Source organism: Bacillus sp. FSL K6-3200 (assembly GCF_038630485.1).
Taxonomy (GTDB): Bacteria; Bacillota; Bacilli; order Bacillales; family Bacillaceae; genus Bacillus; species Bacillus safensis.
On the sequence record NZ_CP152032.1, the window covers coordinates 1,190,450 to 1,216,389 of the forward strand.

The 25,940-nt window shown below is 42.8% G+C and carries 25 protein-coding genes; 13 read left to right on the forward strand and 12 right to left on the reverse strand.

Going from position 1 to position 25,940, the window contains the following annotated elements; all coding sequences use genetic code 11:
• Nucleotides 1-170 precede the first annotated feature (170 nt).
• Complete coding sequence (locus MHI60_RS05895) at nt 171-1,784, forward strand: S8 family serine peptidase (RefSeq protein ID WP_263639904.1); 1,614 nt, start codon at nt 171-173, stop codon at nt 1,782-1,784.
• 39 nt (nt 1,785-1,823) lie between these two features.
• On the opposite strand, the gene MHI60_RS05900 is transcribed toward MHI60_RS05895, so the two are convergent.
• Nucleotides 1,824-2,363: a DUF402 domain-containing protein gene (locus MHI60_RS05900; RefSeq protein ID WP_144485983.1), complete on the reverse strand. Its 540-nt coding sequence runs from the start codon at nt 2,361-2,363 to the stop codon at nt 1,824-1,826.
• Between the two features lie 111 nt (nt 2,364-2,474).
• Here MHI60_RS05900 and MHI60_RS05905 point away from each other — a divergent pair, with 111 nt between their 5' ends.
• Nucleotides 2,475-2,678, forward strand: coding sequence for a hypothetical protein (locus MHI60_RS05905; protein WP_048238193.1), 204 nt, complete (start codon nt 2,475-2,477; stop codon nt 2,676-2,678).
• Between the two features lie 58 nt (nt 2,679-2,736).
• Here MHI60_RS05905 and MHI60_RS05910 read toward each other — a convergent pair whose 3' ends face one another.
• Nucleotides 2,737-3,273 (reverse strand): GNAT family N-acetyltransferase, encoded by a 537-nt coding sequence (locus MHI60_RS05910; RefSeq protein ID WP_095407631.1) that lies wholly within the window; start codon nt 3,271-3,273, stop codon nt 2,737-2,739.
• A gap of 214 nt (nt 3,274-3,487) precedes the next feature.
• On the opposite strand from MHI60_RS05910, the gene MHI60_RS05915 reads away from it, so the two are divergent.
• Nucleotides 3,488-4,705, forward strand: coding sequence for a multidrug effflux MFS transporter (locus MHI60_RS05915; protein WP_095407630.1), 1,218 nt, complete (start codon nt 3,488-3,490; stop codon nt 4,703-4,705).
• Nucleotides 4,706-4,721: 16 nt separating this feature from the next.
• On the opposite strand, the gene MHI60_RS05920 is transcribed toward MHI60_RS05915, so the two are convergent.
• The 4 genes from MHI60_RS05920 to MHI60_RS05935 all read right to left on the reverse strand — a co-directional run bounded on the left by MHI60_RS05920 (nt 4,722) and on the right by MHI60_RS05935 (nt 6,733).
• Nucleotides 4,722-4,892, reverse strand: a complete 171-nt coding sequence (locus MHI60_RS05920; protein ID WP_186318707.1) for a hypothetical protein — start codon at nt 4,890-4,892, stop codon at nt 4,722-4,724.
• The gene (locus tag MHI60_RS05925; protein ID WP_144485985.1) at nt 4,889-5,476 is read right to left on the reverse strand and encodes a DUF1700 domain-containing protein; all 588 of its coding nucleotides are present in this window, start codon (nt 5,474-5,476) and stop codon (nt 4,889-4,891) included. The genes MHI60_RS05920 and MHI60_RS05925 overlap by 4 nt, the downstream gene beginning before the upstream one ends.
• On the reverse strand, nt 5,469-5,786 hold the full coding sequence (locus tag MHI60_RS05930) for a PadR family transcriptional regulator (protein WP_024424392.1): 318 nt from the start codon (nt 5,784-5,786) through the stop codon (nt 5,469-5,471). Before MHI60_RS05930 ends, MHI60_RS05925 begins: the two co-directional genes overlap by 8 nt.
• A 116-nt stretch (nt 5,787-5,902) precedes the next feature.
• Nucleotides 5,903-6,733, reverse strand: a complete 831-nt coding sequence (locus MHI60_RS05935; RefSeq protein ID WP_238409425.1) for a YitT family protein — start codon at nt 6,731-6,733, stop codon at nt 5,903-5,905.
• Between the two features lie 336 nt (nt 6,734-7,069).
• Here MHI60_RS05935 and mmuM point away from each other — a divergent pair, with 336 nt between their 5' ends.
• From mmuM to MHI60_RS05950, 3 genes are all read left to right on the forward strand, one after another.
• Nucleotides 7,070-8,008 (forward strand): homocysteine S-methyltransferase, encoded by a 939-nt coding sequence (mmuM, locus tag MHI60_RS05940; protein WP_144485987.1) that lies wholly within the window; start codon nt 7,070-7,072, stop codon nt 8,006-8,008.
• Between the two features lie 46 nt (nt 8,009-8,054).
• On the forward strand, nt 8,055-9,458 hold the full coding sequence (mmuP, locus tag MHI60_RS05945) for an S-methylmethionine permease (RefSeq protein WP_144485989.1): 1,404 nt from the start codon (nt 8,055-8,057) through the stop codon (nt 9,456-9,458).
• A 123-nt stretch (nt 9,459-9,581) separates the two neighbouring features.
• Entirely contained in the window at nt 9,582-10,202 is a 621-nt protein-coding gene (locus MHI60_RS05950) for a hypothetical protein (protein WP_048238197.1), read from the forward strand.
• A gap of 348 nt (nt 10,203-10,550) precedes the next feature.
• Here MHI60_RS05950 and MHI60_RS05955 read toward each other — a convergent pair whose 3' ends face one another.
• The 3 genes from MHI60_RS05955 to MHI60_RS05965 form a co-directional block, all read right to left on the reverse strand.
• Nucleotides 10,551-11,030, reverse strand: a complete 480-nt coding sequence (locus MHI60_RS05955; RefSeq protein ID WP_095407625.1) for an Ig-like domain-containing protein — start codon at nt 11,028-11,030, stop codon at nt 10,551-10,553.
• A gap of 131 nt (nt 11,031-11,161) precedes the next feature.
• On the reverse strand, nt 11,162-11,644 hold the full coding sequence (locus MHI60_RS05960) for a hypothetical protein (protein WP_144472760.1): 483 nt from the start codon (nt 11,642-11,644) through the stop codon (nt 11,162-11,164).
• 107 nt (nt 11,645-11,751) lie between these two features.
• Nucleotides 11,752-14,418: a S8 family peptidase gene (locus MHI60_RS05965; protein WP_144485991.1), complete on the reverse strand. Its 2,667-nt coding sequence runs from the start codon at nt 14,416-14,418 to the stop codon at nt 11,752-11,754.
• A gap of 179 nt (nt 14,419-14,597) precedes the next feature.
• On the opposite strand from MHI60_RS05965, the gene MHI60_RS05970 reads away from it, so the two are divergent.
• From MHI60_RS05970 to MHI60_RS05995, 6 genes are read left to right on the forward strand one after another with little or no spacing between them, the layout of a single operon-like run.
• Complete coding sequence (locus MHI60_RS05970; protein WP_223250924.1) at nt 14,598-15,119, forward strand: PTS sugar transporter subunit IIA; 522 nt, start codon at nt 14,598-14,600, stop codon at nt 15,117-15,119.
• Nucleotides 15,116-15,445, forward strand: coding sequence for a fructose PTS transporter subunit IIB (locus MHI60_RS05975; RefSeq protein ID WP_024424400.1), 330 nt, complete (start codon nt 15,116-15,118; stop codon nt 15,443-15,445). Before MHI60_RS05970 ends, MHI60_RS05975 begins: the two co-directional genes overlap by 4 nt.
• A 35-nt stretch (nt 15,446-15,480) precedes the next feature.
• Nucleotides 15,481-16,599 carry a PTS fructose transporter subunit IIC gene (locus MHI60_RS05980; RefSeq protein WP_024424401.1) on the forward strand — a complete coding sequence of 373 codons (1,119 nt, stop codon included), beginning with the start codon at nt 15,481-15,483 and terminating at the stop codon, nt 16,597-16,599.
• Between the two features lie 28 nt (nt 16,600-16,627).
• A complete protein-coding gene (mngB, locus tag MHI60_RS05985; protein ID WP_144472754.1) occupies nt 16,628-19,291 on the forward strand; it encodes a mannosylglycerate hydrolase in 2,664 nt (887 codons plus the stop codon).
• A 56-nt stretch (nt 19,292-19,347) separates the two neighbouring features.
• A complete protein-coding gene (locus tag MHI60_RS05990) occupies nt 19,348-20,232 on the forward strand; it encodes an ROK family protein (protein WP_076840648.1) in 885 nt (294 codons plus the stop codon).
• The gene (locus tag MHI60_RS05995) at nt 20,229-22,148 is read left to right on the forward strand and encodes a BglG family transcription antiterminator (RefSeq protein ID WP_144485994.1); all 1,920 of its coding nucleotides are present in this window, start codon (nt 20,229-20,231) and stop codon (nt 22,146-22,148) included. Before MHI60_RS05990 ends, MHI60_RS05995 begins: the two co-directional genes overlap by 4 nt.
• Nucleotides 22,149-22,209: 61 nt before the next feature.
• Here the strand turns inward: MHI60_RS05995 and arr are convergent, their stop codons facing one another.
• The gene (arr, locus tag MHI60_RS06000; protein ID WP_024424404.1) at nt 22,210-22,626 is read right to left on the reverse strand and encodes an NAD(+)--rifampin ADP-ribosyltransferase; all 417 of its coding nucleotides are present in this window, start codon (nt 22,624-22,626) and stop codon (nt 22,210-22,212) included.
• A gap of 331 nt (nt 22,627-22,957) precedes the next feature.
• On the opposite strand from arr, the gene MHI60_RS06005 reads away from it, so the two are divergent.
• The gene (locus MHI60_RS06005) at nt 22,958-23,293 is read left to right on the forward strand and encodes a hypothetical protein (RefSeq protein ID WP_144485995.1); all 336 of its coding nucleotides are present in this window, start codon (nt 22,958-22,960) and stop codon (nt 23,291-23,293) included.
• 18 nt (nt 23,294-23,311) lie between these two features.
• Here MHI60_RS06005 and MHI60_RS06010 read toward each other — a convergent pair whose 3' ends face one another.
• On the reverse strand, nt 23,312-24,049 hold the full coding sequence (locus MHI60_RS06010) for a hypothetical protein (protein ID WP_144485997.1): 738 nt from the start codon (nt 24,047-24,049) through the stop codon (nt 23,312-23,314).
• A gap of 463 nt (nt 24,050-24,512) precedes the next feature.
• Entirely contained in the window at nt 24,513-25,934 is a 1,422-nt protein-coding gene (locus MHI60_RS06015) for a glycoside hydrolase family 1 protein (RefSeq protein ID WP_144486000.1), read from the reverse strand.
• Nucleotides 25,935-25,940 lie beyond the last annotated feature (6 nt).

Here is a 25,940-nt window from a genome sequence, read left to right on the forward strand (position 1 = left end):
CTCTTATCATGTTGTCTCTATTGTCTACTAGAATTCTATGAATTTCAATTTCAGATTACTTGTAAAGATAACTTTCTGAACAAGACGACAATTCTACTATCCCATCCATCTGCTTTCTCCGATATAATAGAGAAAAAAGACCGAGGTCATCGGATGAGAGGAGCCACGCATTGAAAAAGAAATTACTTATCGTCATTGCGTTTCTTCTTGCGTTGACAACTGCTTTGCCTTTCCATTCGCAGGCAGCTGCACCGCCAAAAGAAACAGATGTCATCATCGTCTATAAAAATCAAAAAGGAAAACAAACAGCTATTGAGGAAAGTGAGAAAGTGAACGCACAGTACATACATCTTCCCGCTGTCGCTGTGACAGCAGATGAACAAGCGGTCACCTCACTCAAAAAAGACCCAAACATCGCTTACGTCTCAAAAAACGTAAAGGTCAAACTCGCGGCTTCAACTGTGAAGAAAACAGCCGCTGCAACTAATCAGGATGTATTGGTACAAAAATCTTACAATCTACAAAAACTAAATATAAAGCAAGCAATAAAAGAAGGCGTGACTGGTAAAAATGTAAAAGTAGCCGTATTAGATACTGGTATTTTCCCACACGAGGATTTAAAGGTATCCGGCGGTAAATCATTCGTGAACTACACATCCTCTTATAAAGATGATGAAGGACATGGCACACATGTCGCCGGCACGATTGGTGCGCTTAATAACGATTATGGAACAGTTGGCGTCGCTTCTGGTGTGAAGCTGTATGCTGTGAAAGTGTTAGATAAAAAGGGAGAAGGCGACCTATATAGTCTGCTTCGAGGCATCGATTGGGCGATTACCAATAAGATGGACATTATTAATTTAAGTTTAGGCTTTGAAGACAATATCCCCATCTTGCGTTCAGCAGTGGATGAAGCATATAAAAAAGGACTGCTCGTGGTTGCTGCAAGCGGAAATGATGGGAAAAAGAATCATATTAGCTACCCAGCCGCCTACAATAGCGTCATTGCCGTTTCTGCAACGACTGACAAAGACAAACTTTCGTCTATCTCGAATACAGGGAAAGGGATTGAATTTTCTGCTCCTGGCGAGAACGTCATCAGTACCTATTTGAAAAATGAATATTGGTATGCAACGGGTACATCTCAAGCTGCACCGCATGTCACAGGAATGCTGGCACTGTTAAAGCAGCTTCATCCGAAGAAAACAAATGCACAGCTTCGCACTTTATTGCGCAGCTATACAGTGGATCTTGGCGCAAAAGGGAAGGATCCACAATTCGGCTATGGCCGCGTGCAATATGTGCCGCAATCCACCTTTTTAAAGGCTGCGGCCAGTGCTGTCAAAACAGCCGAAACATCTAAAAAGCAGGCAGATGTCAATCAAGCCAAAACGAGAATTGGCCGGCTCACTGCAAGCAAGCAAAAAACAGCACTCACAGAACGGGTGAAGAAAGTCCAAGCAGCCATTGATATCCGCTCGGCACGTGCAAAGGTCAAAACAGCCGAAAAGAACAAAACACAGGGCGCTATTAAAAGTGCTCAAACGGCCATCAAAAAACTAAACAAAGGCAAAGAAAAAACAAGCCTGCAAAACCGGCTCGACAAAGTCAAAAAACAAGTCGCTTATCAAAAGAAAGTGACAGACGCTAAACAAAAGGTCAAAAAAGCGGAAGCCAAACGAACAAAGAAAACAAAAGCAGTAGCTCAAAGCGCTGTCAAACAGCTAAAAGCCTCCAAAACAAAAACCAATTTACAAAAACGTTTAAACCGTATTAAGGTTTAACAGAAAAAACGATTCCTTTCAGCGAGGAATCGTTTTTTTCTATCTCAACATCGGCTCAAACAAGCTGTGATGATATTTCCCTTCGGCATCTGCCCTCACTTGATCGAGAATGCTTTCTAACGAAGCCGTCACGCTCTCTAATGCCCGCCGCACTGTACCGTGTTCAAAATCCGCTAAACTCTCCGGCAATTCATCTTCATCCAGCACAAAGACATCACCATTCGGAAGAACGAGAAGATCAATAATGAGGTCTTCAAACATGACCAGCTGCCCGTTGAACTGTGTATCTCCCACAATATTAAAATAAGATCCTAGTTCCTTTCCTTGATCATCTCTCCAGAAATATATGTTATAAGGACGATCCTTCCAATAATAAGCGGTCGTATAGCTCCCTTTTGGAATGGTTAGAGCACCCTCACCTGCCCTCATCGTAAACGGGTCTTCAATCTTGTGAAACAGCACAGCCTGCTGCTCCTTTGCGTCTAACAGCTGACAGATATGTTCCACAACTTTCTGATCGTATTTGATTTTTCTCTCGATGACTTCATCCCAACGATCCGCATGCAGCGAAAATAACATGTCACAACTCCCTCTAAACATTTGGTCTCTTTCCAGTATACACCGATTTTTTTTGAAGAAATAAAGGATTGCCTCATTTACTTATGGAAGACCTATGACGAGGTGAAATAAATGAACGGAATCACGATTCTTGAAAATTTTACACAGCTTGGACAAATCATCCTCATGATTTGTGGTTATGTCCTTTATTGGCAGCTGGTGAAAACGAAGAGAGAACGAAAGCTGTCTCCTTATGAGCGCATGTTAAAATTCTTTGTCATGTTCGGTTTAATCTCGTGGGGGGTATCATATTGGGCGCTGGTACTGTGGGCGTAAATCGAAAAAAGGAAGAGCTGTCCATGGAGGTAAGCTCTTCCTTTTGCTGCACGTTATACTATGAACCTGCCGGCTGTTCTTTCTTGATCACATATTGATAGCTCTTGACATGCGTCCCATTTTGGTTCACAAATTCTTTATCAAGCGCACGCTCAAAGCCCATTCTTTCATATAGGCGAATGGCGGCCTGCATTTTATCAGATGTATGAAGATACAGGACATTTTCGCCCCATGATTGCGTCAGTTCAATACTTTTACGCAGCAATGACTCTGCAATGCCTTTTCCCCTCACATCGGGATCTACTCCTAAAAACCGGACGATGGCTGATGTAATGCCCATTTCGGGTTTGTCATATGCTTGCTCTGATGAACGGAACATTTGGAGCGTCCCCACGACCTTGCCGTCAAGTTCCGCCACAAGCATCAGCTCCATGTTCGGATTATCTACAGCTGCTGCAAGCGCGGCAGAATAATTTTGCCAGCCTTCCTCTGTAAATTGAGGCTCATACTGTGCATAGGATTTGATCAGCACGTGCGTGATGGCCTCATGATCTTCTTTGACTGCTTGACGAATGATTAGCTCTTGCTGCTTCATGTCAGCACCTCCTGCTCTCTATTAGTGGGTATACATATCATGCAATCACTGCATGCAATAGCCTTTACTCTTTTCTCTACTCATTCAATGTAAAGAGTCTCATGCGAAAGATCAATCATTTTGCACGGAATCATCTTTGAAAATTTTTCATTGAAAAGGAACGCTTGATTCATTATGCTGTGTTGAGGAAGTATACGAGGAGTGTTGTCATCATATGAGTTCTTTATCTTATCCCCAAGAATCGAAAAAAAATCGATTTCTCCTTGCCGCATTGCTCGGATCTTTAACAGCTCTTGCTCCGCTGGCAATGGATATGTATTTACCTGCTTTGCCTCATATTGCTCGTGATTTTGAGGCAAGCACGGCGTTGTCCCAATTAAGTCTGATGGCTTGTCTCATTGGACTGGCGCTCGGCCAGCTGATTGCAGGTCCGATCAGCGATACGATTGGCAGAAGAAAACCGCTGATGATTGGCTTGACCATCTTTATTGCGGCATCCCTTCTTTGTACAGTGGTCACATCGATTTGGACGTTCATTCTTCTTAGATTGATTCAAGGACTTGCTGGTTCAGCAGGCATTGTCATTGCACGAGCCATTGTCCGAGATCATTATGAAGGATCAGAAATGACGAAATTCTTTGCACTGCTGATGTTAGTCAACGGGGTTGCTCCGGCAGCAGCACCTATTGCAGGCGGACAGATTTTACGATTCACAACATGGCAGGGTGTATTTGTACTACTAGGAATCCTCGGGGCATTGATGCTGCTGAGATCCATTTTTTCACTGCAAGAAAGCTTACCCGCGGAGCGTAGACAGACCGGGGGCTTTCAACAGATTGCAGGTGCAATGAAAATTTTAGCCAGTGATCGTCTCTTTGTTGGGTATGCCCTTTCGCAAGGTCTTGTATTTGCAGCGATGTTTGCCTATATTTCTGGTTCACCGTTTGTGCTTCAAGATATTTTCAACCTTTCTCCACAAGGATTTAGTGCGGCCTTTGCGGTAAATAGTCTTGGAATCATCACGGCTGGACAAGTATTTGCCCGAGTTGCTGCGAAAATTGGTGAAGAGAAAGTCCTTCGCATTGGATTGCTGACAGCTGCGTTAGGGGGAGTCACTTTATTTTTCATGATCTCGATTGATGCAGGATTGTACGGTATTCTGATTCCATTGTTTTTTGTTGTCTCAAGCGTTGGAATTGTCGGCACCTCTGCGCCGTCTCTGGCGATGCAGCATCACGGAGCGCATGCAGGAAGTGCAGCTGCACTGATCGGCGTGGCGCAAATGCTGCTAGGCGCTTGCATGACACCTCTTGTCGGACTTGCCGGAAGCCAAACAGCCTTTCCAATGGGTCTGATTATTATGCTTTGTGATCTAGGCGCACTTTGCTGCTATTTCTTCTTTGTGGCCCGAGCGAAAAAAAGACCCGCATAAGCGGGTTTTTCATTTATTATGGCTTGCTCCAATTGATGGTGCGGAACACGTTGCTCTGGTCATTGTTGTGATATGCATCTAAATCAAAGCCTGATATTCCAAAACCAATTGCCATGACAATTCCTCCGGCAACGGTGAAGATGATCCCCCATTTGATACATTGCTTTTTTAAATCATTCACGTTCATACTCTCACGACCTTCTTTTTAAACATTCCCATGAATGCCTTAGTGGTTTGAATAGTCATTTGCACAAATAGCTTAGTCAAATACGCCGTGGCTATGCCGCTTAATAATCCGACACCTAATAGAAGAATACCAACGCCAATCTGCGTCACCACTACATGCAAACCGTCCTGAAAAATAAATGGAGAACCAATGATGCTCCAAAAACCGCCGAGCAGACCAACCAGCGTCACTGTTCCTGTCACGAGCGGAATGCACCAAATCACCATATACACAGAAAGAATCAGCAGGAAGACTGTTGCTAGAATACTGCCCCATAACGGAAAGCCTAAAATGAGAATGGAGAGTCTTGTGGCTTTTTCTCCAAACGTCGGCACCTGAACGGTTTTTATTCCTTGTTCCTTCAAAATCCCTTCAGCGATCATAGCAGGCTGACCGACTTGATGAACCGCTTCCTGTTCACTGTAGCCATCTTCCTGATAATCCTCAATCATTTCATCGTAGTATTCGATAAACCGATCACTGTCTTTTTCGCCTAGAAGATGCAGATGCTTCTTTAGGCTGCTCAAAAATTCTTTTTTATTCATTGCCCTGTCCTCCAGAAATAAAGTCGTAAATCGCCATCACCTGATCCCATTCCTCTAAAAACTGCGCCATATGCTCCCGCCCGCTTTCTGTCATGCGGTAGTATTTTCTTAATCGACTGTTATGTTCCTGGGAATAGGTCTCCACATAATTGTTTTGCTCTAAACGCTTTAAAATTGGATATAATGTCGATTCTGAAATCTCAATACAATGGGACATATCTTTAATGATTTGATAACCATAGGAATCGCCTTTCTTTAATACCGCCAGTACACAAAATTCCAGTAACCCTTTTTTTAATTGTGCATTCATGTTTACAACTCCTAACTCTTTATACTATACATTACATAGTATTGTGTGACAAGAGGTATAGAGAATAAAAAAAGACCCATTTTAGGGTCTTTTAGCTCTTTGTCTTCTTTTCATTTTTATATATTCACAAATCCTTCTCCGAACACATCGCGTACGTCATGGACAACCACGAATGCGTCTCGATCAATTTTCTTAATAATTTTCTTGAGACGCATGAGCTCTTGCTTTTGAATGACTGCGTAAAGAATTTCCTTCGATTCCTTTGAATAATGACCGCGTCCGTTTAAAATCGTGACGCCTCGATCTAAGGTGTGATTGATTTCTTCGGCAATATCATCTTTGCACGAAGAAATAATCGTCACTGCTTTTTTCGTGTTAAGTCCTTCTATCACGAAGTCCATCACCTTTGTCCCCACGTACAGCATCACAATGGTAAACATTAATTTTTCCGCACCAATAATAAAGTAGGAAGCAAATACAACGATCAAATCAAAGAACAAGATGGCATAGCTCACGTTCCAGTCTAAATACTTGTTGGCAATTCTTCCGAGAATGGCAGAACCCGCCGTTGTTCCACCGGCTCTGAGCACAAGACCAATCCCAATTCCGATGATGATTCCTGCGAAAATTGCTCCAATAATCATTTCATGTACATTCACGACCCATGTTGTGGTCAGATGTAAAAATAGGGAGTTACTTGCGACGGCAACCACGGTGTAAATTGTGGTTTTCTTGTCTAAGTACTTATACCCGACAAGCAGTAAAATGGCATTGAACACGAGGTTCGTCAGCCACGGTGCTATTGCAAACAAATAATAAAAAATGATGGACAGCCCCGTTACGCCGCCTTCACCAAATTCAAGCGGAATGACAAACATATTTACTGCTGCGGCAAATAAAAAAGAACCAACCAGAATCATCGCTATATCTTTTACACATTTTTTCAATTTCTTCTTTCCTCCTTTTTTAAGCATATAAAAAACCCTCTTTCTGCACGAAAGAAGACAGTCGTTGGACAACATAAAAATCAAAAGACGGCGCCTTTTGATGAAGCTTTCTGAAATCAATCTTTCCATAATATATATCTCTTTTTAGAGGCTGTCAATGACTTGGTTTTCTATTATTTTGACTGCATTTTTATGCATCAAAACCTGCATGTTTTCAGGGTTTTCGCGCCCTAATATGCTTTTTCCTCTCCTTGACAAAAACGCTTTAGTCATTTAAACTACTGCCTCATATCATACCCATCAAATCCGATCTAAAAAGGAGGCTGTTTGATTCCGATGAATCCTATTCAAAGCCGTTTACAGGCTCACGCACCTTTGATTTTAGACGGTGCATTAGCAACAGAGCTTGAACGAAAGGGCTGTAACTTAAACGATCGTTTATGGTCAGCCAAAATACTCATTGAACAGCCACAATTGATTCAACAAGTACACTTGGACTACTTCCTAGCAGGTGCTGACTGCGCAACAACCGCCAGCTACCAAACAACGATTGAAGGCTTTGCTGAAAAAGGCTATACAAAAGAAGAAGCGATTGAACTCATGAAACGCTCTGTCTCTTTAGCGAAAGAAGCACGCGATCTTTTTTGGCAGGATGAAGCGCGTCGTGAAGGGCGGACAAAACCATTTGTCGCTGGATCTGTGGGGCCATTCGGCGCTTATTTGTCTGACGGTTCAGAATATAAGGGAAATTACGGACTTACTAAGCAGGCTCTCATTGATTTTCACAGACCAAGAATTCAGGCATTAGTAGAAGCGGGTGCAGATATTCTTGCTTGCGAAACGATTCCTTGTCTGATTGAAGCAACTGCCATTGCAAAGCTGCTGCAGGATGAATTCAGCGGGGTATCTGCTTGGATTACATTCAGCGCGAAGGACGACCGTCATATTAGTGAAGGAGATTTACTCAGAGAATGTGTACAAGCACTGGAACCTTATGAACAAATCGCTGCTGTCGGCGTGAACTGCACGCCGCCGCAATTTATCACTTCTCTCATTCAAGAGATGAAAAAAGGAACGAGCAAACCGATTGTGGTGTATCCAAACTCAGGTGAAGTATATGATCCTGAAGAAAAGGTATGGAGCGGAGATACGTCACATCTTACTTTTGGCGAATGTGCGTATCAATGGTACAAAGACGGCGCGCATATCATCGGCGGCTGCTGCCGGACGACCCCAGAAGATATTAATGACATCTTAAAACGAACCACATCATAGCATCATGAATCATCACACATACTTCTAAGCAAAAGGGCGGGAAGACATGGAACAAGCAAAAGATCAGTCACAACAATACCAACGAAAAATGACAAGCCGGCACCTGTTCATGCTTTCTCTAGGCGGCGTCATTGGAACAGGGCTCTTTTTAAGCTCTGGCTATACCATCAATCAGGCCGGACCTGCGGGAACCATTCTTGCCTATCTTGTGGGGGCATTAATTGTCTACCTCGTGATGCTTTGTTTAGGTGAGCTGTCTGTCGCAATGCCGGTCACAGGGGCTTTTCATACGTATGCAACAAAATACATTGGACCTGGTACAGGCTATACGGTCGCTTGGCTATATTGGCTGACGTGGACAGTGGCACTCGGTTCGGAATTTACAGCGGCAGGACTATTAATGCAGCGCTGGTTTCCAGACACTTCGGTTTGGATGTGGAGTGGTGTTTTTGCTCTTCTCATCTTTTTACTGAACGCATTTACAGTCAAGTTTTTTGCAGAATCAGAGTTTTGGTTTTCCAGTATTAAAGTAATGGCTATTATTCTCTTTATTATTCTTGGCGGAGCTGCAATGTTTGGTTTGATTCCATTAAAGGGCGGTGAGGCCGCTCCGTTCTTTTCTAATTTCACTGGTGAAGGCGGACTTTTCCCAAACGGTTTTTTACCGATTTTAATGACGATGCTTGCGGTCAATTTTGCTTTTTCAGGTACGGAGTTGATTGGGATTGCTGCGGGTGAAAGCGTCAATCCTGACGAGACCATTCCAAGAGCAATTCGCACAACCGTCCTGCGTCTCGTCCTGTTTTTCGTTGGAACGATCGTTGTTTTAGCTGGCTTGATTCCAGTAGAAGAAGCCGGGGTGATCAAAAGCCCATTTGTCGTGGTATTTGATCGTATCGGGATTCCTTATGCCGCAGATTTCATGAATTTTGTCATCCTGACCGCGATCTTATCTGCCGCAAACTCAGGATTATACGCATCATCTCGTATGCTTTGGTCGCTTTCTGAGGAACGAACACTTCCTAAAAAACTAGCGAAGCTGACGTCAAAAGGAATTCCTTTGAATGCACTCATTTTAAGTATGATCGGTGGTATTCTTTCTTTGCTATCGAGTGTGATCGCACCAGCAACGGTATACCTTGTCCTTGTGTCAATCTCTGGACTGGCCGTTGTGGTCGTATGGATGGGGATTGCTGCCTCACAGTTTATGTTTCGGAAAAGATTTTTACAGGAAGGCGGACAGCTTCATGATTTATCCTTTCGAACACCGCTCTATCCAGTAGTTCCGATTGCAGCCTTCCTTCTATGTCTTGCATCTGTCATCGGCATTGCCTTTGATCCAAATCAGCGGATTGCCCTTATCTGCGGCATTCCTTTCATTGCGCTCTGCTATGCTGCCTATTACGTGACAGCTTGGATTCAGAAAAAACGAGAAAAACCTGGTGTATAAACATCAGGTTTTTTTCTATATAAACCATCTGACAAAAAAGGATATCGCTAGTAAAAGAAGCACACTTTGGTATATGATAGGAATCTATGATTTTCAGGATGAACCAAGGGAGTTGTCGTGAATATGGAAATGACCATTACAAGAGCATTAAGTGAACTGAAAATGTTAGATAAGAGAATCAACCGAACTGTTGATGAAGCCGTACTTGGTGGATTGATGATCGGGAAACATATACAGCATGGATTTCAGAATCAAGAAGAAGTTGAAAAAAAGGCGAAGGCTGATGACCAATCGATTCAAGCTTTAATCAAACGCCGAAATGCCATCAAATCGGCCATCGTTGTATCGAATGCGACCACAATGATTGATGTGGCGGGTGTCCGTATGACGGTGGCAGAAGCGATTGAACGTAAGACGTCGATAGACTACGATATTCGTTATTTACGGAAAATGAAACAGGTGTACAAAGAGCTGGTCGACAAAGCTGAACAAACGAATGAAGATGTGAAAAAGAGACTTGATCAGCATTTAGAGACCTTGTTTGGAAAAGATGGAAAGACACAAGCGGCTGCTAACCAAGAGATTGTGAAGTCTTTTCTAGCTGAAAATGAGGCGGTGATCATCGATCCGCTTCGCCTTCGAGTGAAAATTGAACAGCTTTCGAAAGAAATTGAAGATTTTCAAATGGAAGTTGATTTTTCCTTATCTGAAAGCAATACACTGACGAAAATACAGATTGATTAATTGATTTTGTTAGTGAGCCGAAAATCGATAGAACTAAACACCTCCGAGGGAAAGGTCATTCCCTCCTCATCTGATGATCATCTTAGGATGATCCTTGATAAAAGCTCAAAGCTGAACATTCAAGGATCAAAGTTCAAGTGTGAAAGTTCTTATCCATCAAAGCTCAAGATTAAAAGTTAAACGCTCGATCGAATCTGGGAATAACGGCTGATGAGTGTTTGTTTATCGACTCTTTCGGTTGCCGCCCAGCAGGTTTGCTAACAAAAAGAAAAGGATGTCACATGATGACATCCTTTTTTCCATCAAAACGACAGGGTTTTCGCTAAGTCGTCTCATCCAGCAGATTAGTTAAGAATTGATTGAATAAGCCAAATGGTACACACTTGAGACATTTGAAGATAGCTTGATGTCGTTTGAAGTGAACGTGATTAGAACGACATCAAAATAATGTTTAAACCTGCCATTATCAAAATAATCGTAGCCTGCAGCTGAAGGAACTTGAATCGTTAGTGAAAATTGTCCATTCTCGTCTGTTGTGCCTGTCGCTGTTTGAGCCAATGACTTGATCTCTGCTTCAAAATAAAGCTGGATTGGCTGATTAGCCATCAATTTACCATTTTTATCCTTTAAGGTTCCTTTAAACGTAGCTGGATAACGCGGACCCACTCGATATTTACTGCCATAACCGTAATCGGCCATTCCACCATTTTTTGCTGTGACACTTGTTACTTGTACAGATGCTGGTGCTGCTCCTGTTTCCTCTGCATGTGCAAAGGCTGGGAATACAAGAAGCAATGATAGAAAGAAAGCAAACATCATTTTTTTCATCGATAAATCCTCCTTTTTTTTCCTACAATATTATCATCGGCATATATTGGTATTTTTCCAGTAAAAAACAAAAAAACTTCCCTTTTTTTAGAAAGGGAAGTTTCAGATTGGTGACATCTTTTTTTATGAGATTAGTAACGTGATGTATATGCCAAATGGTACACACTTGTGACATTTGAAGATAGTTTGATGTCGTTTGACGTGAACGTCACTGGAACGATATCGTAGTAATGTGTTGACCAGCCTGCATTATTGTATGATTGGTAGCCTGCACCTGCAGGAACTTGAAACGTCAGTGAAAATTGCCCATACTCGTCTGTTGTGCCTGTCGCTGTTTGAGCATATGATTTGATCGCTGCTTCAAAATAAAGCTTGATCGGCTGATTAGGCATGAGATTTCCGCTTGCATCTTTTAGTGTTCCTTTAAACGTAGCTGGATAATAAGAACCCACGCGATATTTACTGCCATAGCCGTAATTCACTATTCCACTATCGGCTGCTGTGACACTTGTTACTTGTACGGAAGCTGGTACTGCACCTGTTTCTTCAGCATGTGCAAAGCTTGGGAATACGAGAAGCAATGATAGAAAGAAAGCAAACATGATTTTTTTCATCGATATATCCTCCTTTTTTTTCCTACTATATTACTATCGACAGGAATTGGTATTTTTCCAGTTAAAAACAAAAAAACCTCCCCTTTATTAGAAAGGGAGGTCTTTTTTTATTTTTTCACAACCACTTTTACCGCTTTGCTTTCTCTTTTTCTCACATCTGAAGCAGTCACATACAAAACCGTTTTGGCTTTCTGAGGTTTTATTTGGGCAGTAAATGCACCCTTGCTATTGGTCTTGACTGTTTTGATGACTTTCTTTGATTTGTTTTTCACTTTAATGGTCAAGCCTGCACCCGCAGTCCCTTTGACCGCTTTACTTTTGACGGTTACTTTGCTCACTTTCGGCTTAGCTGGTGCTTTGCCTTTTTTCACAACGGTTTTGAGCGTCGTAGCGGCCTTTCCTTTTGAAATTTTAATGTGAAGGACCTTGTTTTTGTTCTGATGCTTAATCTTCACACTAAAGGTTCCTTTTTTGCCTGCTGTGCCTTTTCCAAGCAGGGTTTTGCCTCTATACACAGAAATTGCAGCGCCGGCTTTTGCTTTACCTGTCACCTTTTGGTGCTGATCCTCCACTTTGCTCACAGATGCATTCAGTTCAACAGCGCTTAATGCAGCAAATGCATTCAATCTCCCATGTCCTGTCATCCAATCGATACCCGGGATTTTCGGATCGACAATTGGCTCCTCATTTTCATCATAGAAAACGTCGTCTTTTCCATCAACAGATTTAAATGAGATGTCATCTGCTGTACTTTGTAAAAGATTTCTCACTTGATTTGGCTTCAAGGATGGATTTTTAGAAAGCAGTAACCCTGCTGCTGCTGCCACATATGGTGTCGCCATTGATGTCCCGCTAAGGTATGAGACATTCCCATCAGGCATTAAGCTCGGAATATCCGACCCTGGTGCTGACATGCTCAGTCCTTTGCCATAGCTTGAGAACTCAGCGGCAATATCCATACGGTTGCTTGCGCCAACCGCCATTGCGTATTTTGATGTCGCAGGGTAGCCCATTTCTGGTATGCCATCATTTCCACTCGCCACGACGACTAGTACATTTCTTTGAGCAGCGTAATTCATTGCATATTCAATCACTCTGCTGTAATAGCCGCCAAGGCTCATGTTAATGACCTTTGCGCCTTTGTCTACTGCATGCTTGATTCCAAGTGCAATATGCTCTGTATCTCCAAATCCATAAGCATCCAGCACCTTCACTGGAATGATGCCCGTATGTTGGTTGAGACCTGCCATTGAGTAATGATTATCGGATTTTGCGGCAATGATGCCTGCCACATGCGTACCGTGTCCATTGTCATCAATCGCATCTTTGTTTCGTCCAATGAGATTCGCACCTAAGTCTGTACGAACAGTCCCGCTTAAATCTGTCAAACGGCTGTCTACACCTGTATCCACAACAGCAATTAATGTTTGCTTCATTTTGCTTGTGCCAATCAGTGTATTCATTTGTTCAAATTTGACGTCCGCGCCTTTTTTTCCGCTGTTTTGCGCACTGTTTTTTAGCGGCCACTGATAACCATACTGCGCGTCGTTGCTTAGCGCACGATAGGTTTGAACAGGCTCTGCAAATTCAACATTCGGCATGCTGGAGAGCTTTCTTGCCGTGCTTTTGATGACCGCTTTGCCTGCTTTTAGTGTCTTTCCAGCTGATTCTTGCCCTGCTGGCACATCATAGACATACATTCCTTTGAATAAAGGACTGACTGACTGTGATGTCACACGGTTTTCTTGGATGCCGTAGCTTTTCATCTTCTTTTTCGCAGATTGAAGTGTTTGGCCATCCTTTAATTTAAAAATGATCTTATTCGTTTTAACCTTCTCTTCTTTTACAAGCTTTTGTTTCTCTAATACATAACCGGCTGATTTTCCTTCAAGCTGATCAATGCCAATTTTTTGACTGACGGCTTCTAATTCCTTTTTTAAATAAGCCGGACTTGCATCTTTGAGCATATCAAAAAGGGACCTAATCGCCTGTTGTTCTTTTTCTGTTACGATATGACCACTAAATGCACCATTTTTCTCTACGTCACTTAGCAGTGTTTTTAATGTGAGCAGATGATTGTATACCTTTTGCTGCTCTTTTTGATGTTTGATGAGCTTTGATTTGAGAAACGGCTTTGTCTTTTGGAGCAGAAGCGAAAGCTTCCGACCTTCTGCCGTTTCATTGAATCGTTTATCTTCGATTGTACGAATCGATTGAAGAATTTCACGCCCGTACTTTTTCTCTATAATGATGATTTCAGGCTCATCGTCTTCAGGGAAAACGGGTTCAGAAGGCGGGAGGTTAGCTCCTTTATATCCAATTGTGAATACCGCATCCTCTTCCTCATCACGGCTGTCTTCCTCCGACCCTAAATAGAGCACTTTGACATAATAGGGACCTGACCATGCATGCGGGAAGTTGATCTCTGTTTCTCCGCTAGATGTGTCCACGCGATATCTTGAATATGTGTCATCCTTCATCGCTCTGTCCTTACTTGGATAGACCGATACGGACAGCACTTGTTTACTTTTTACAGAAATTTGCATATGTGTATGTTTTGCCACCTCTTGTGCAGATGGCGTGATTTGATACCACGACTCTTCCTTTTCATTCTGTAATGTACCTGAGATGACTTCTCCATTTTTTAACCCAATGGCTTCATTGACACTTGTTCCATGACTGGCAGCTGCTGCCTCGTATTCAGGTAATGCTGCCATACATAGAATGATGGCCATGAGTACGGCCACACAGGATTTGACCTGCTTTTTGAACATGAAAAGACCCCCTTATCTTTTATGATACCTTGGAAGAATATCACAGAAAGACATTTAGTAGAATCTGTTTATTACATAATTAAACTCGTTTTAAGCTAGGATTTGAGATATTCAGTCAGCAAGACAGATAGCTTCATAAACTTTTTGCCATTTCAAACGGAAAATGATGCTATTTAACCATGACGAAAAGTACATTACAATCAACTTGTAAGCGCTTAACAAACGAGAGAGAAGGGATCAGCTTGTTCCAAAAAGATCATGTTTTCACACAAGTAAACGGACGATCAAAGAATGAGATTTTACAATACATTTCCGAGAAAGCTGAAGACCTTCAGATTACAAACGATCAGGCGGGGCTATTAGCAGATTTGTTGACACGCGAAGACGAAGTCTCAACAGGACTTCAGCAAGGCTTCGCCATTCCACATACAAAAAGCTCCGCTGTACAAACGGCTTCACTTCTTTTTTTAGAACTTGAACAACCCATTGAATGGGGAAGCTTCGACGATTTGCCCACAAGCTATTTATTTACACTGCTCGTTCCACTAGAGGAAGCAAATATCACACACCTGAAATTACTGTCAGGTATTGCGACCAGCCTAATGGAACCTGCTTTTATCGAAAAGATTCAACCAGGTCAAACAGCTGATTACTATTACGAAGTCATTGAACAACAATTGAAAGAGGGGATTACACAATGAAAATTGTCGGTGTCACTTCATGTCCAGCAGGGTTAGCTCACACACCAATGGCAGCCAAAGCGTTAGAAAATGCAGGTAAACAGCTCGGACACGAGATCAAAATCGAACAGCAAGGGATTATGGGACAGGTGAACGGCATTACAGCAGAGGAAGCACAGCAGGCAGACCTCTGCATCATTGCCTCAAATCAGCATATTAACGATGCGGAACGCTTCTCAGGCATTCCCACTGTACGTGTCGAAATCGGACGAGCCTTAAAAAATGCCGAACAAATCATCACCAAAGCTGTAGCACTTGTAGAAAAGAAAAAGTCTGAATCTCAATAAACATGAGCAATGCCATATAGAAAGGAGCAAAGAAAATGAAAGCAAAATTAAAAGTCATTGAAGGCCATCTCATGACCGGTATTTCTTATATTCTTCCTGTAATCATCGGCGCCTCACTTATCGTTGGTTTAGCAAAACTGGTCGGATTAGGGTTTGGTGTTTCAGATTTAAACACCTATAAAGATGCTGGCGGCATACTGCACGGTGCTTATTTAATGGAGCAGGTTGGCTGGACAGGTATTGGCTTAATGAACGTCCTGCTCGCTGGATTTATCGCCTATTCGATTGCGGATAAATCAGGGCTTGCAGCCGGCTTTATCGGCGGTGCTCTCGCCAGCTCAACCAATGCTGGATTTATTGGTGCCGTCATCGCAGGCTTCTTCGCAGGATATGTTGCTCTTTTTGTAAAACGAAAAATTCAAATTCAAGGCTCTGCAGCCGGGCTCGTCCCTCTGCTCATCCTGCCGCTCATTACTGTTGGCTTAACAGGGCTTCTTATGTCAGTTCTGCTGGGCGGACCATTAGGTGCTTTGAACACGGCATTAATTGAATGGATCAAAGGCATGGTCGCTGATGGAACAAGCACTCTCGCACTCGCTCTGATTTTAGGTGCGATGATTGGCTTCGATCTTGGCGGACCGGTGAATAAATCCGCTTGGATGGCTGGTAACGCACTCTTCCTATCAGGCGTCTATCTCCCTGCCATTCTCGTCAATATTGCCATTGTCATTCCACCGCTTGGATACGGGCTTGCGACATTGATTCGAAAACGCAACTTCTCCCCAACCTTTAGAGAAGCCGGACGAGGCGGTCTTGTCATGGGTATTATCGGTATTACGGAAGGGGCAATCCCTTTTACCCTCGTCAATCCTTTGAAATTGATTCCGCTCAATGTTGTCGCATGTGCTGTTGGAAGCGGGGTCGCTGCATTATTAGGAGTTCATGACATCATGCCGCCAATTGGCGGGCTATACGGCTTCTTCTCAGTCGGAAACTGGTGGGCTTATTTAATCGGAGCTCTAACTGGCGCACTCGTCATCGGTATTGGCGCCAACCTGCTTGTGAATTTCTCTGAGAAAAAAGAGCCAAAAACGCCGGAACATGATCAAAAGCAGAAAGAAGAAGACGATTTTGACCTTGTGCTAGAAGGATAATTTGAACGAAGAAAGGTGTCGTTGATCAATGACTGTCAATGTACATGTGATTCCACATACTCACTGGGACCGGGAATGGTATTTCACCACCTCCCGCTCCCGTATCTACTTAATGAAAAGCGTAATGGACATCTTAGATACCCTTGAAACAGATGAAAGATTCCATTACTTCATGCTCGATGCCCAGGCATCCTTATTAGATGATTATTTGAAATGGCGTCCAGAGGATGAGAATCGAATCAAGAAGCTTGTCACAGCGAAACGTCTCATCATTGGCCCATGGTATACCCAAACCGACCAGCTCGTCATTTCAGGTGAATCGATTGTGCGGAACCTGCAATATGGAATTGAACGCTGTCAGCAGTTCGGCCACGTGATGAAAGTCGGCTATGTCCCTGATTCCTTCGGTCAATCCGCACAAATGCCTCAAATTTATCGAGGCTTCGGCATTGTCGATACAGCATTTTGGCGCGGCGTTTCTGACCATATGACGAATCATACTGAATTCAATTGGCGCGGCGCTGACGGCAGTGAAGTATTTGCTGTGAATCTGCCATTTGGCTACTACTACGGTGGAAATATCCCTGAGAAGGATGAGGACTTACAAGCCTTTTTAACTGAAAAAATTGGTGCGCTGCAAGCAAAGGCAACCACAAAGAATGTCTATTTCCCGAACGGTTTTGACCAAGCACCGATTCGCAAAAACCTTCCTGACTTATTAGAAAAAGCCAATGAACTTGACGAGCATCACTATCAAATCAGCAGTTTAGAAGATTATATTGCAGCAGTGAAAAAAGAGCGGACATCTTTCGAGACATTACACGGAGAGCTCATTCATGCGAAGCATATGCGGATTCACAAATCGATCTTTTCAACACGAGCGGATTTAAAAATCTTAAACAATCAAATTGAAAACTATCTCGTGAATGTGATGGAGCCCATCCTAACGATCAGCTATTCGCTTGGACACGACTATCCGCATGATACGGTTCGCGATATTTGGTACCTCATGTTTGAAAATGCAGCGCATGACAGCATTGGCGGCTGTAATAGTGACACGACAAACCAAGATGTCTTCTTCCGCTACAAGCAGGCAAAGGAAATCGCTGAGAATCTTGTGGACTTGCACATGCGTCTCATCACTATTCGACTGCAAACAGAGCAAGAAATCACGTTCACGTTGTTCAATACACTGCCTTCAAAACGTTCTGAAGTCATTGAAGTCGAAACCTTTATCACAGAACGTCCATTTACGCTAAAGGATGCCAATGGACGAACGCTTCAGTACACAGTGAAAAGCAAAACCGATGTCACAGATTATGTGCTGGCACAGCAAATTTCTCTTAACCCAAGTAAAGAAGTGTACATGCCAAAGCAAGTATGGAAAGCCGTTCTGCTGATTGAAGCCACCAGCTTACCGTCAGTTGGTTATACACAGGTCAGCATGGTCTTCGATGAATCAAGCGAATCTCTATGGGAACAAACTGAAGGACGCGTAATTGAAAATACGTATTATCGCATTGCGGCAAATGACAACGGATCACTGGACATCACAGATAAACAAACTGGCCGGACATTCTCTGAGCAAATGATCTTTGAAGACAACGGAGACGATGGGGATTCCTATAACTATTCACCCCCGCGTGAGGACCTGTATATGTCATCCAAGGATCTTTCATCAGCAGACATCTCAGTGGCTAAAAGCGGCCTGCAGCAAGAGCTGACCATCCAGCTTCAGCTCACTGTCCCGTATGACCTAGAGGAGCGCTCTCAGCAATCGGCTTCGACTTCACTTCCGATCACAGCGAAGGTGACATTAAACAAAGACGATGCTGTCATCCGTTTTCATGTAGATGTGGACAACCATGCGTTAGATCATCGCCTGCGCGTTCTCTTTGATACAGGCATCGCATCAAACGTATCACTGAGCGATCAGCAGTTTGGGACAATCGAACGCCCAACAGAGCTGACGCAAGAGCTTGAATGGTGGAACAATGAACATTGGGAAGAAAAACCGATCACCATTGAACCGATGCAATCCTTTACTGCACTTCGTGATGAAGCATACGGTGTCGCTCTATTGACGGACTGCGTGAGAGAATACCAAATCACAGGAGAAGACTACACAACGATCGCATATACGCTCTTCCGCTGTTTCGGAAAAATGGGGAAAGAAAACCTTCTTTACCGTCCAGGCCGCGCATCTGGTGAAAAAATTGTGGAGACACCTGACGCTCAGCTGCAAGGTGCACTGTCATTCTCATTTGGAATGCACTATAGCAAGGACGCAGTCAGCGAGGGACACTTAGCGCAGCTTGCCAAACGGTATACCACCCCTGTTCAATGCTACGAGCGGGCAGACTTTTTAAACGGTCGTTTAATTTTCTCTTTCCGAGATGAAAAAGAAGACTTACAATCTACTTATAGTCTGCTTGACATCGAGACAGACGGAGCCATTCTAAGCGCTCTGAAAAAAGAAGAGCACGGAACAGGCATTGTCATTCGTCTCTTCAATCCATATTTAACGCGTCAAACAGCCGCTTCAATCAATAGTTCATCTCTACAACACGGAGAAACAGCGAATTTAGGAGAAACACCTGAAGGCCATATACTCAAAGCACAACATGGATCATTACACATTGAACCGCTCACACCTTGTCAGGTACAAACCTACATTGTAAAGAAAAAATGAACATGTAGGGGCGGGATCCAATGGATTCCGCCCCTCTTTAATGGAGGGCATTGATCATGCGAATTGGAGGCATTGAAGCAGGCGGAACGAAATTTGTCTGCGGCTACGGAACAACAGACGGAACGATTGAACACATGACTTCCTTTGCAACAGGGAATCCAGATGAAACATGCCGGCAAGTGATCGATTACTTTACAAAGCATCGTGTCGATGCAATTGGAATTGGGGCATTCGGGCCTGTCGATGTGAAAGAGCAAAGCCCAAGCTACGGGACGATTTTAGATACACCAAAAACAGCCTGGCGCCAATTCCCTTTCCTCTCTACCTTAAAACAAGCCCTCGGGCTCCCGATGAAGCTTGATACCGATGTAAACTGTGCAGCACTCGGAGAAGCCCGTTTTTCAACTGAAGCAGAAAAGCCTGCTTCTCTGGTCTACATCACCGTTGGGACTGGAATAGGCGGCGGTGCCTATATTGAACATCGCCTTATTCACGGATTGCTGCATCCAGAAATGGGTCATATCACCGTTCAGCGGCATCCTCATGACACCTACGGAGGCTGCTGCCCTATTCATCATGATTGTTTAGAGGGACTGGCATCTGGACCTGCCATAGAAGGACGCTATCATACACTGGCACCCATGCTGCCAGAGGATCATCCTGCTTGGTCACTTCATGCTTATTATCTCGGTCAAATGACCGCTAACCTGCTGCTCACCCTTTCACCAGAACGCATCATTTTAGGAGGAGGCGTGATGAAACAGCCGGCTATGCTGCCGCTTATTCTTGATGAAACAGACAAACGGCTTCACGGCTATTTGCAGCTGCCAAAGCCTTTACATGAAATTATCACAAAACCATCCTTTGATGGATTATCTGGTTTAATGGGCGCCATTGCTCTTGGAACTGATGCCTTACAGGCGCAAGGAGCCGCGCAATGATGATGACGGCAGATCCTCGAACCTATCAGCTGATTCAGCGGCTATTTGAAACAAAGGGGTTCGTAAAGCTGGAGGAGCTCACTGCCTCTTTTCGCTTATCTGACCGCTCTATTCGCAATTTAATCAAGGAGGCAAATGAGTATTTAAAGGAAGCTGGAGCTATGATTAAAACGATTCGAGGAAAGGGGTATACTCTTTTAACAAGTGACCAAGACGCTTTCTTACTTTGGCTTCATCAACAAAAGCTTCCTGCCCGCTCTCTTGTCCCCGTCATGCCAGAAGAGCGTGTACGATTTATGATGAGAAAGCTGCTGCTTCAATCAGATTACTTAAAAATTGACCAGCTGGCTGAAGAACTGTTTATCAGCCGCATGACGGTCAGCAGTGATTTAAAAAAAGGACGAGAGCTGTTAGCCCGTTACGGTATGACCCTTGTATCAAAGCCTGGATTTGGCTTAAAGATTGAAGGGGATGAGCTGCAAAAAAGAACGTGCTATGCAGACTTACTCCTTGAGGAAGAGCCTGCACTCTCTCATATCACCGAGCGGGAGCAACTCCATTTTCCTGATATTTCTCTTGAAACCATTCGATCGATTGTCCTGACGAACCTGCATCAAGAGTCATTGCTCATTAAAGATATTGCCTTAAAAAATTTAGTCATTCACTTAGCCATTGCGATTCAGCAAACACGGAAAAACCAGCGGATATCCGCCAGTACCGCCCGCACACAAAGATCACCAGTTTTGATGAGAATTGCCCAAAAAATCATCCATCAGGTGAGTGACACTTTTTATGTGACCTTATCAGAGGATGAAACAGATTACTTAGTCATGCATCTGCTGGCGAATCAAACGTGGAAAGAAGCCGCCCAGCACCAGACGACAGTAGAAGTTCAGCAGGCGGTTACAGTCTTTCTACAGCACATTGAGAAAACAAGCGGCCATCGTTTTGCTGAGGACAACATCCTGCAGCAAGACTTGATGCTTCATATGAAGCCGCTATTAAATCGAATCCAATATGGCGTATCATTACAAAATCCGCTTTTACATGAGATCAAAGCGTCCTATCCTTACCCGTTTGATTTGGCTGTCAGCGGACTAAATGCCTTACAGCTGGTGCGCACACCAAATGAAGACGAGGCCGCATATGTTGCCTTGCATATCGCTGCTTCATTTGAAAGAAGTCAGCTCGATACCTCGCAAAAAAAGAAAGCCATTATCGTGTGCGGATCTGGACTAGGGACGGCAAGGCTGCTTGAAATTAAATTGAAGTCAGCCTTTCAGCACGAGCTTGACATTGTTGAGCTCTATTCCTATCAGGATTATCTCATGAGCACCTCGTTGCCGTGTGACGTCATCATCACAACCGTTCCACTCACACCAAAGGGGAAACCAGTCATTCAGGTCAGCGCCTTTTTTGAACAACACGATATACAGCGTGTGAATGAAGTTATTCATTTATTAAATGGACACGGGGCACCCTTAAAAGAACTGATGGCGTTTTTTCAAGAGCGGTTGACTTTAATGAATGCTGATCTAAGCAGCAAAGATGAGGTATTAGACACATTATGTAGCCGTTTAGAGGCACATCAGCTAGTATCGTCTTCTTTTCGGTCCTCGGTGCTTGAGCGGGAGCAAATGTCGTCTACCTATCTTGGCAGCGGTATTGCAATGCCGCACCCGCTCATCACAAATGAAGGCACCTCCTCTGTAGCCATCGCACGCTTAAAACAGCCGATTGACTGGCAGGGAGACCAAGTATCACTTGTCTTTTTATTAGCGATTCATAAGGATGACGCTGCCTGTATGAACCAATTCTTTGAAAAGGCTGTCGATTTACTGGACAATCCAGACCGCATTCACTCCCTCAAGCAAGCCAAAACATTTAATGAGCTGATGGATGCGTTGTTTCAATAAGATCAAAAAAAGGCCGCCCAGTTCATGAGGCGGCCATCGTGTTATTTAGATATACGTATCATCAATCGTATATGACATTTTTTCCTTCTTCACTTAATTTTTTTAAGGAGCTCAGCATATGATTGATTTCTTCATCGGAATGTCTTTCCCATGAGCCTAATTCTGCGACTATTTTCAACGGAGATTTCGATCGATAAGAACGTGTTGGGTTGCCAGGGAATCTTTTGTCAGTCACATTTGGATCATTTTCAAACTCGCCTAACGGTTCTACAATATAAATTCTTTCTTTCGCATCAGACCTAGCTAATTCAGCACCCCATTTGGCCGCGTTTAGTGTTCCGGTGAAATAGATATGGTTCGATTTTTTATCCTGATAATTGGATAAATGCAGCGGTTCAAGCAGATCTCCAATCTTCAACTCCGCTTTTGTCCCATGAAAAAATGGCCCAGGATCTAACACCTTTTGCTTGTCATTCATACAGCCACACCCCTTATCGTTTTTGACTTGCGTATAACAGTATACGGCTAGATATGGGCGAGAAACAGTCTATAAATTTAATTAAATTCAGGGTATAATGATAGTAGAGAGTTAGATGTTATTTGTAAACTCCAGCAAGTTGAAAAACAGCAAGAATACTTACAAAGCAGCCTTCTTGAAAGAGATAAAAAGCTGTTAGAAGCCATAAAGAAGATCTGATCAGGATTAAAGAAGATGAGGATAAAGTAGCCAATGAGACGTTTGAGGTCTTGGCATGTTGGCATCAATAATTATATAATTGACTAAATTTTACTTTGGGGGTGATTTTTGTATGTCTATTCAAGTGGATGATGATGATATTTTAGAGATGTGTAATATATATGCTCAAGAAACTCATCACATGGAAGCATTGATTTTGGGGAATCGAAAAGGTTTGTTAGAATTAAGAAATGCAATTGATAAGGCTTTAGAAACTGGTAGTTCTGTTGCACATTTATATCCATCTGATTTTGAGGGTTATGAAACTTGTATTGCTTTAGTGGATGATGAAAAGCGGTTTAAGAAATTGATTACTCCTTATGTAGAGGAATACACACAAGACGATGATGCGATTGATCCAATTGATATTATTAAAGAATACGATTCCAAAAAAGAAAAACCCTTATAATAGGGTTTTTCTTTTTTTCTAGTGGAGTATAGTTTCACCTTTTTTAGCTTTGTGTTTGCTTGGTATTGATGCTCTAAGTGCATGGTGTATGTGGATGTTTGGAGCTACGTGAAAATGCCAGTACCATTTGGTTGAACCCGGTTTTAATGGGACTTTTCCATTATCAACTGCAAATACTCGTGTTTTCTTTTTACCCTTTTTATGGAATACCTTAACAAGGCTTGTTACTTTTCCATATTTATTTGTGTAGTTCCAACCAATTTCATAGTTTTTACCAAAACCTTTTATTCTGTTTTTCAAATACTTTACGGCAACTTTTGCGCCTTTTGATCTAATAGCCCATAAAGCAACTCGACCAACAGTCATTGCGATAGGTATGAAGAATACTGGTAGTGCTTGTGTTGTGATTTCACTCTGATTACTTTTGGAGTCAAGTTGTTTCATTCGGTTTTCTAAAGATAAAAATTCTTCATTGTTGAAATATTGATCTATCAATTTATTTTGTTCTGACTCTGACATGTTTTCGAATTCTTTTTCTGTAAATGGAAGGTTTTCTATGTATTCTCCCATTTTCATTTCAAGTTCGTCTAATTCTTTGGTAGCTTGTTCATTCTGTAGAACTGTTGGTGTTACTAACGATTCTAATTCTTGTGAATTGATAAAGTGTGTTTCTGCTGATGCTTCTGATGAAAATGGAGTCCATATTGACAAGACAAGAGCTAGGGTAATTAGGATTAAAAGTGTTTTTTTGAACATTTTATTTATATTTCCTCCTTTTGTATTAAATTCCAAAATCAAGGTTATCAAATTAAAATGAGTGTATCAATGGATTTAAGATAGATTCAAGAAAATTCCTTTTTTGGTTGCGGTGTCCGCAATCATTTTTTTATTTTTTAGAACTTCGTTTTGGTGAAAATTTGTGTGGTAGACAAATGACACAAGCCGAAATGCATAATCCTAAACAATGGGGCAAGATATTCCCACCACAATCTAAAGAAGCCCAAACTAAAAATACAAGCTGCCTGGGTCTACCAACTGATGTAGCATTCTAAACAGCGAAATGGATTGTGATATTCTTCGGATTATAAAAGAAAACAGTTTATTAGGCTGTTAAAATCTAGCTATCATTTTAGAACAACTCGAACAATATGATCTTGCCAATAAAGTGAACGAAAAAAAGCCAACCACCCGCTCATGAGGTGATTGGCTTATTCATATGTTACTTCCCGATGTTGTCTCCATTTTGCTGTATCAAGGTTTCATACCAGTAAGAGCTCTTTTTGCGAATTCTCTTGAGGTCTTTTAGGTCAAATTCGTCGCGATTGACGTAGATGAATCCGTAGCGCTTGGAGCATCCTTGGTGTGTGCTGATTAAGTCGATGGCTGACCACGGGCAGTATCCAAATACCTCGACGCCGTCTGTGATCGCCCATTTGATTTGTTCGATATGTTTTTCTAAATAATCAATTCGATAGTCATCCTGAATTGATCCATCTTCTTCTAACTTGTCGAAAGCACCCAATCCGTTTTCTGTGATAATAAGCGGCAGCTGATAGCGGTCATAAATCTCCCGCATCGTTGAACGGAAGCCGACAGGGTCAATCTCCCAGCCAAACGCATTTTTACTTAAGAATGGGTTGTTGCCGCCTTTGTAGACGCCATCTTCACCTGATTTCAAATGCTGATCTCCACCGCGTGCAAATTCGTCGTTGCCATCTCCTTTACTCGCTTCAACCGTTTGTGAGGTGTAGTAGTTAAAGGCAATGAAGTCTGGCTTTGCACTTTTCAAAATATCCATATCTCCCTCTTCGATGACAGGAAGAATGTCTTTTTCTTTCATGTACGCCCAAGCAAGGTTGTTATAACGGCCGAACACCGCCATATCAAGATAAAGCCAGTTGCGGATCGCATTGTAATTCGCCGCAGCAAGCACATCTTCAGGCTTTGGAGAAGCCGGATAAATGAGCGCGACGTTTGGCGCCGGTCCAATTTTCGCTTCAGGCAGCATTTGATGACAGAGCGTCATGGCTTTTGCTTGTGCAACGAGCATATGATGATTTTGCTGATACAGTTCTTTTTTCGGATTTTCTAAATTTGGATCAAGTGTACCGAGCGCTGATCCATGCAAGATCATCATGTTTTGTTCATTAATGGTCAGCCAATATTTCACCTTCTGACCATACTCCTTGAATAGCACCTCTGCATAGCGTTCAAACGCATCCACTGTCCCGCGGTTAGACCACCCGCCCTTTACTTGAAGTGCATGAGGCAGGTCAAAATGATACATTGTCACGATAGGTTCAATGTCATAGCGGCGTAATTCATCGATGAGAGAATGATAAAATTCAATCCCCTTTTGATTGATCTCCCCATCTCCATCTGGAATGATCCGTGTCCACGCAATGGAAAAGCGATAAGCCTTCAAGCCCATTTCCGCAAACATCTTCACATCCTCTTTATAGCGGTGATAGTGATCGCTTGCGACTTTAAAATCCGTTGTCCCTTCAGGATAACTTGCTCTCATGTCAATGACAGAAGGCCCCTTGCCATCCTCGTTCCATGCACCCTCTACCTGATAGGCGGAAGTAGATCCGCCCCAGAAAAAGTCTTTTGGAAATGATGCTAGTGTTGAATATCTCATGATTTC

Coding starts and splice junctions, on each gene's coding strand:
- MHI60_RS05900 (WP_144485983.1), bottom strand. CDS start 2,363: ATGTTATTTTCGCTGCATGCGGATCGTTGGGATGAAGTCATCGAGAGA.
- MHI60_RS05905 (WP_048238193.1), top strand. CDS start 2,475: ATGAACGGAATCACGATTCTTGAAAATTTTACACAGCTTGGACAAATC.
- MHI60_RS05910 (WP_095407631.1), bottom strand. CDS start 3,273: ATGAAGCAGCAAGAGCTAATCATTCGTCAAGCAGTCAAAGAAGATCAT.
- MHI60_RS05915 (WP_095407630.1), top strand. CDS start 3,488: ATGAGTTCTTTATCTTATCCCCAAGAATCGAAAAAAAATCGATTTCTC.
- MHI60_RS05920 (WP_186318707.1), bottom strand. CDS start 4,892: ATGAACGTGAATGATTTAAAAAAGCAATGTATCAAATGGGGGATCATC.
- MHI60_RS05925 (WP_144485985.1), bottom strand. CDS start 5,476: ATGAATAAAAAAGAATTTTTGAGCAGCCTAAAGAAGCATCTGCATCTT.
- MHI60_RS05930 (WP_024424392.1), bottom strand. CDS start 5,786: ATGAATGCACAATTAAAAAAAGGGTTACTGGAATTTTGTGTACTGGCG.
- mmuM (WP_144485987.1), top strand. CDS start 7,070: ATGAATCCTATTCAAAGCCGTTTACAGGCTCACGCACCTTTGATTTTA.
- mmuP (WP_144485989.1), top strand. CDS start 8,055: ATGGAACAAGCAAAAGATCAGTCACAACAATACCAACGAAAAATGACA.
- MHI60_RS05950 (WP_048238197.1), top strand. CDS start 9,582: ATGGAAATGACCATTACAAGAGCATTAAGTGAACTGAAAATGTTAGAT.
- MHI60_RS05955 (WP_095407625.1), bottom strand. CDS start 11,030: ATGAAAAAAATGATGTTTGCTTTCTTTCTATCATTGCTTCTTGTATTC.
- MHI60_RS05960 (WP_144472760.1), bottom strand. CDS start 11,644: ATGAAAAAAATCATGTTTGCTTTCTTTCTATCATTGCTTCTCGTATTC.
- MHI60_RS05965 (WP_144485991.1), bottom strand. CDS start 14,418: ATGTTCAAAAAGCAGGTCAAATCCTGTGTGGCCGTACTCATGGCCATC.
- MHI60_RS05970 (WP_223250924.1), top strand. CDS start 14,598: ATGACGAAAAGTACATTACAATCAACTTGTAAGCGCTTAACAAACGAG.
- MHI60_RS05975 (WP_024424400.1), top strand. CDS start 15,116: ATGAAAATTGTCGGTGTCACTTCATGTCCAGCAGGGTTAGCTCACACA.
- MHI60_RS05980 (WP_024424401.1), top strand. CDS start 15,481: ATGAAAGCAAAATTAAAAGTCATTGAAGGCCATCTCATGACCGGTATT.
- mngB (WP_144472754.1), top strand. CDS start 16,628: ATGACTGTCAATGTACATGTGATTCCACATACTCACTGGGACCGGGAA.
- MHI60_RS05990 (WP_076840648.1), top strand. CDS start 19,348: ATGCGAATTGGAGGCATTGAAGCAGGCGGAACGAAATTTGTCTGCGGC.
- MHI60_RS05995 (WP_144485994.1), top strand. CDS start 20,229: ATGATGATGACGGCAGATCCTCGAACCTATCAGCTGATTCAGCGGCTA.
- arr (WP_024424404.1), bottom strand. CDS start 22,626: ATGAATGACAAGCAAAAGGTGTTAGATCCTGGGCCATTTTTTCATGGG.
- MHI60_RS06005 (WP_144485995.1), top strand. CDS start 22,958: ATGTCTATTCAAGTGGATGATGATGATATTTTAGAGATGTGTAATATA.
- MHI60_RS06010 (WP_144485997.1), bottom strand. CDS start 24,049: ATGTTCAAAAAAACACTTTTAATCCTAATTACCCTAGCTCTTGTCTTG.
- MHI60_RS06015 (WP_144486000.1), bottom strand. CDS start 25,934: ATGAGATATTCAACACTAGCATCATTTCCAAAAGACTTTTTCTGGGGC.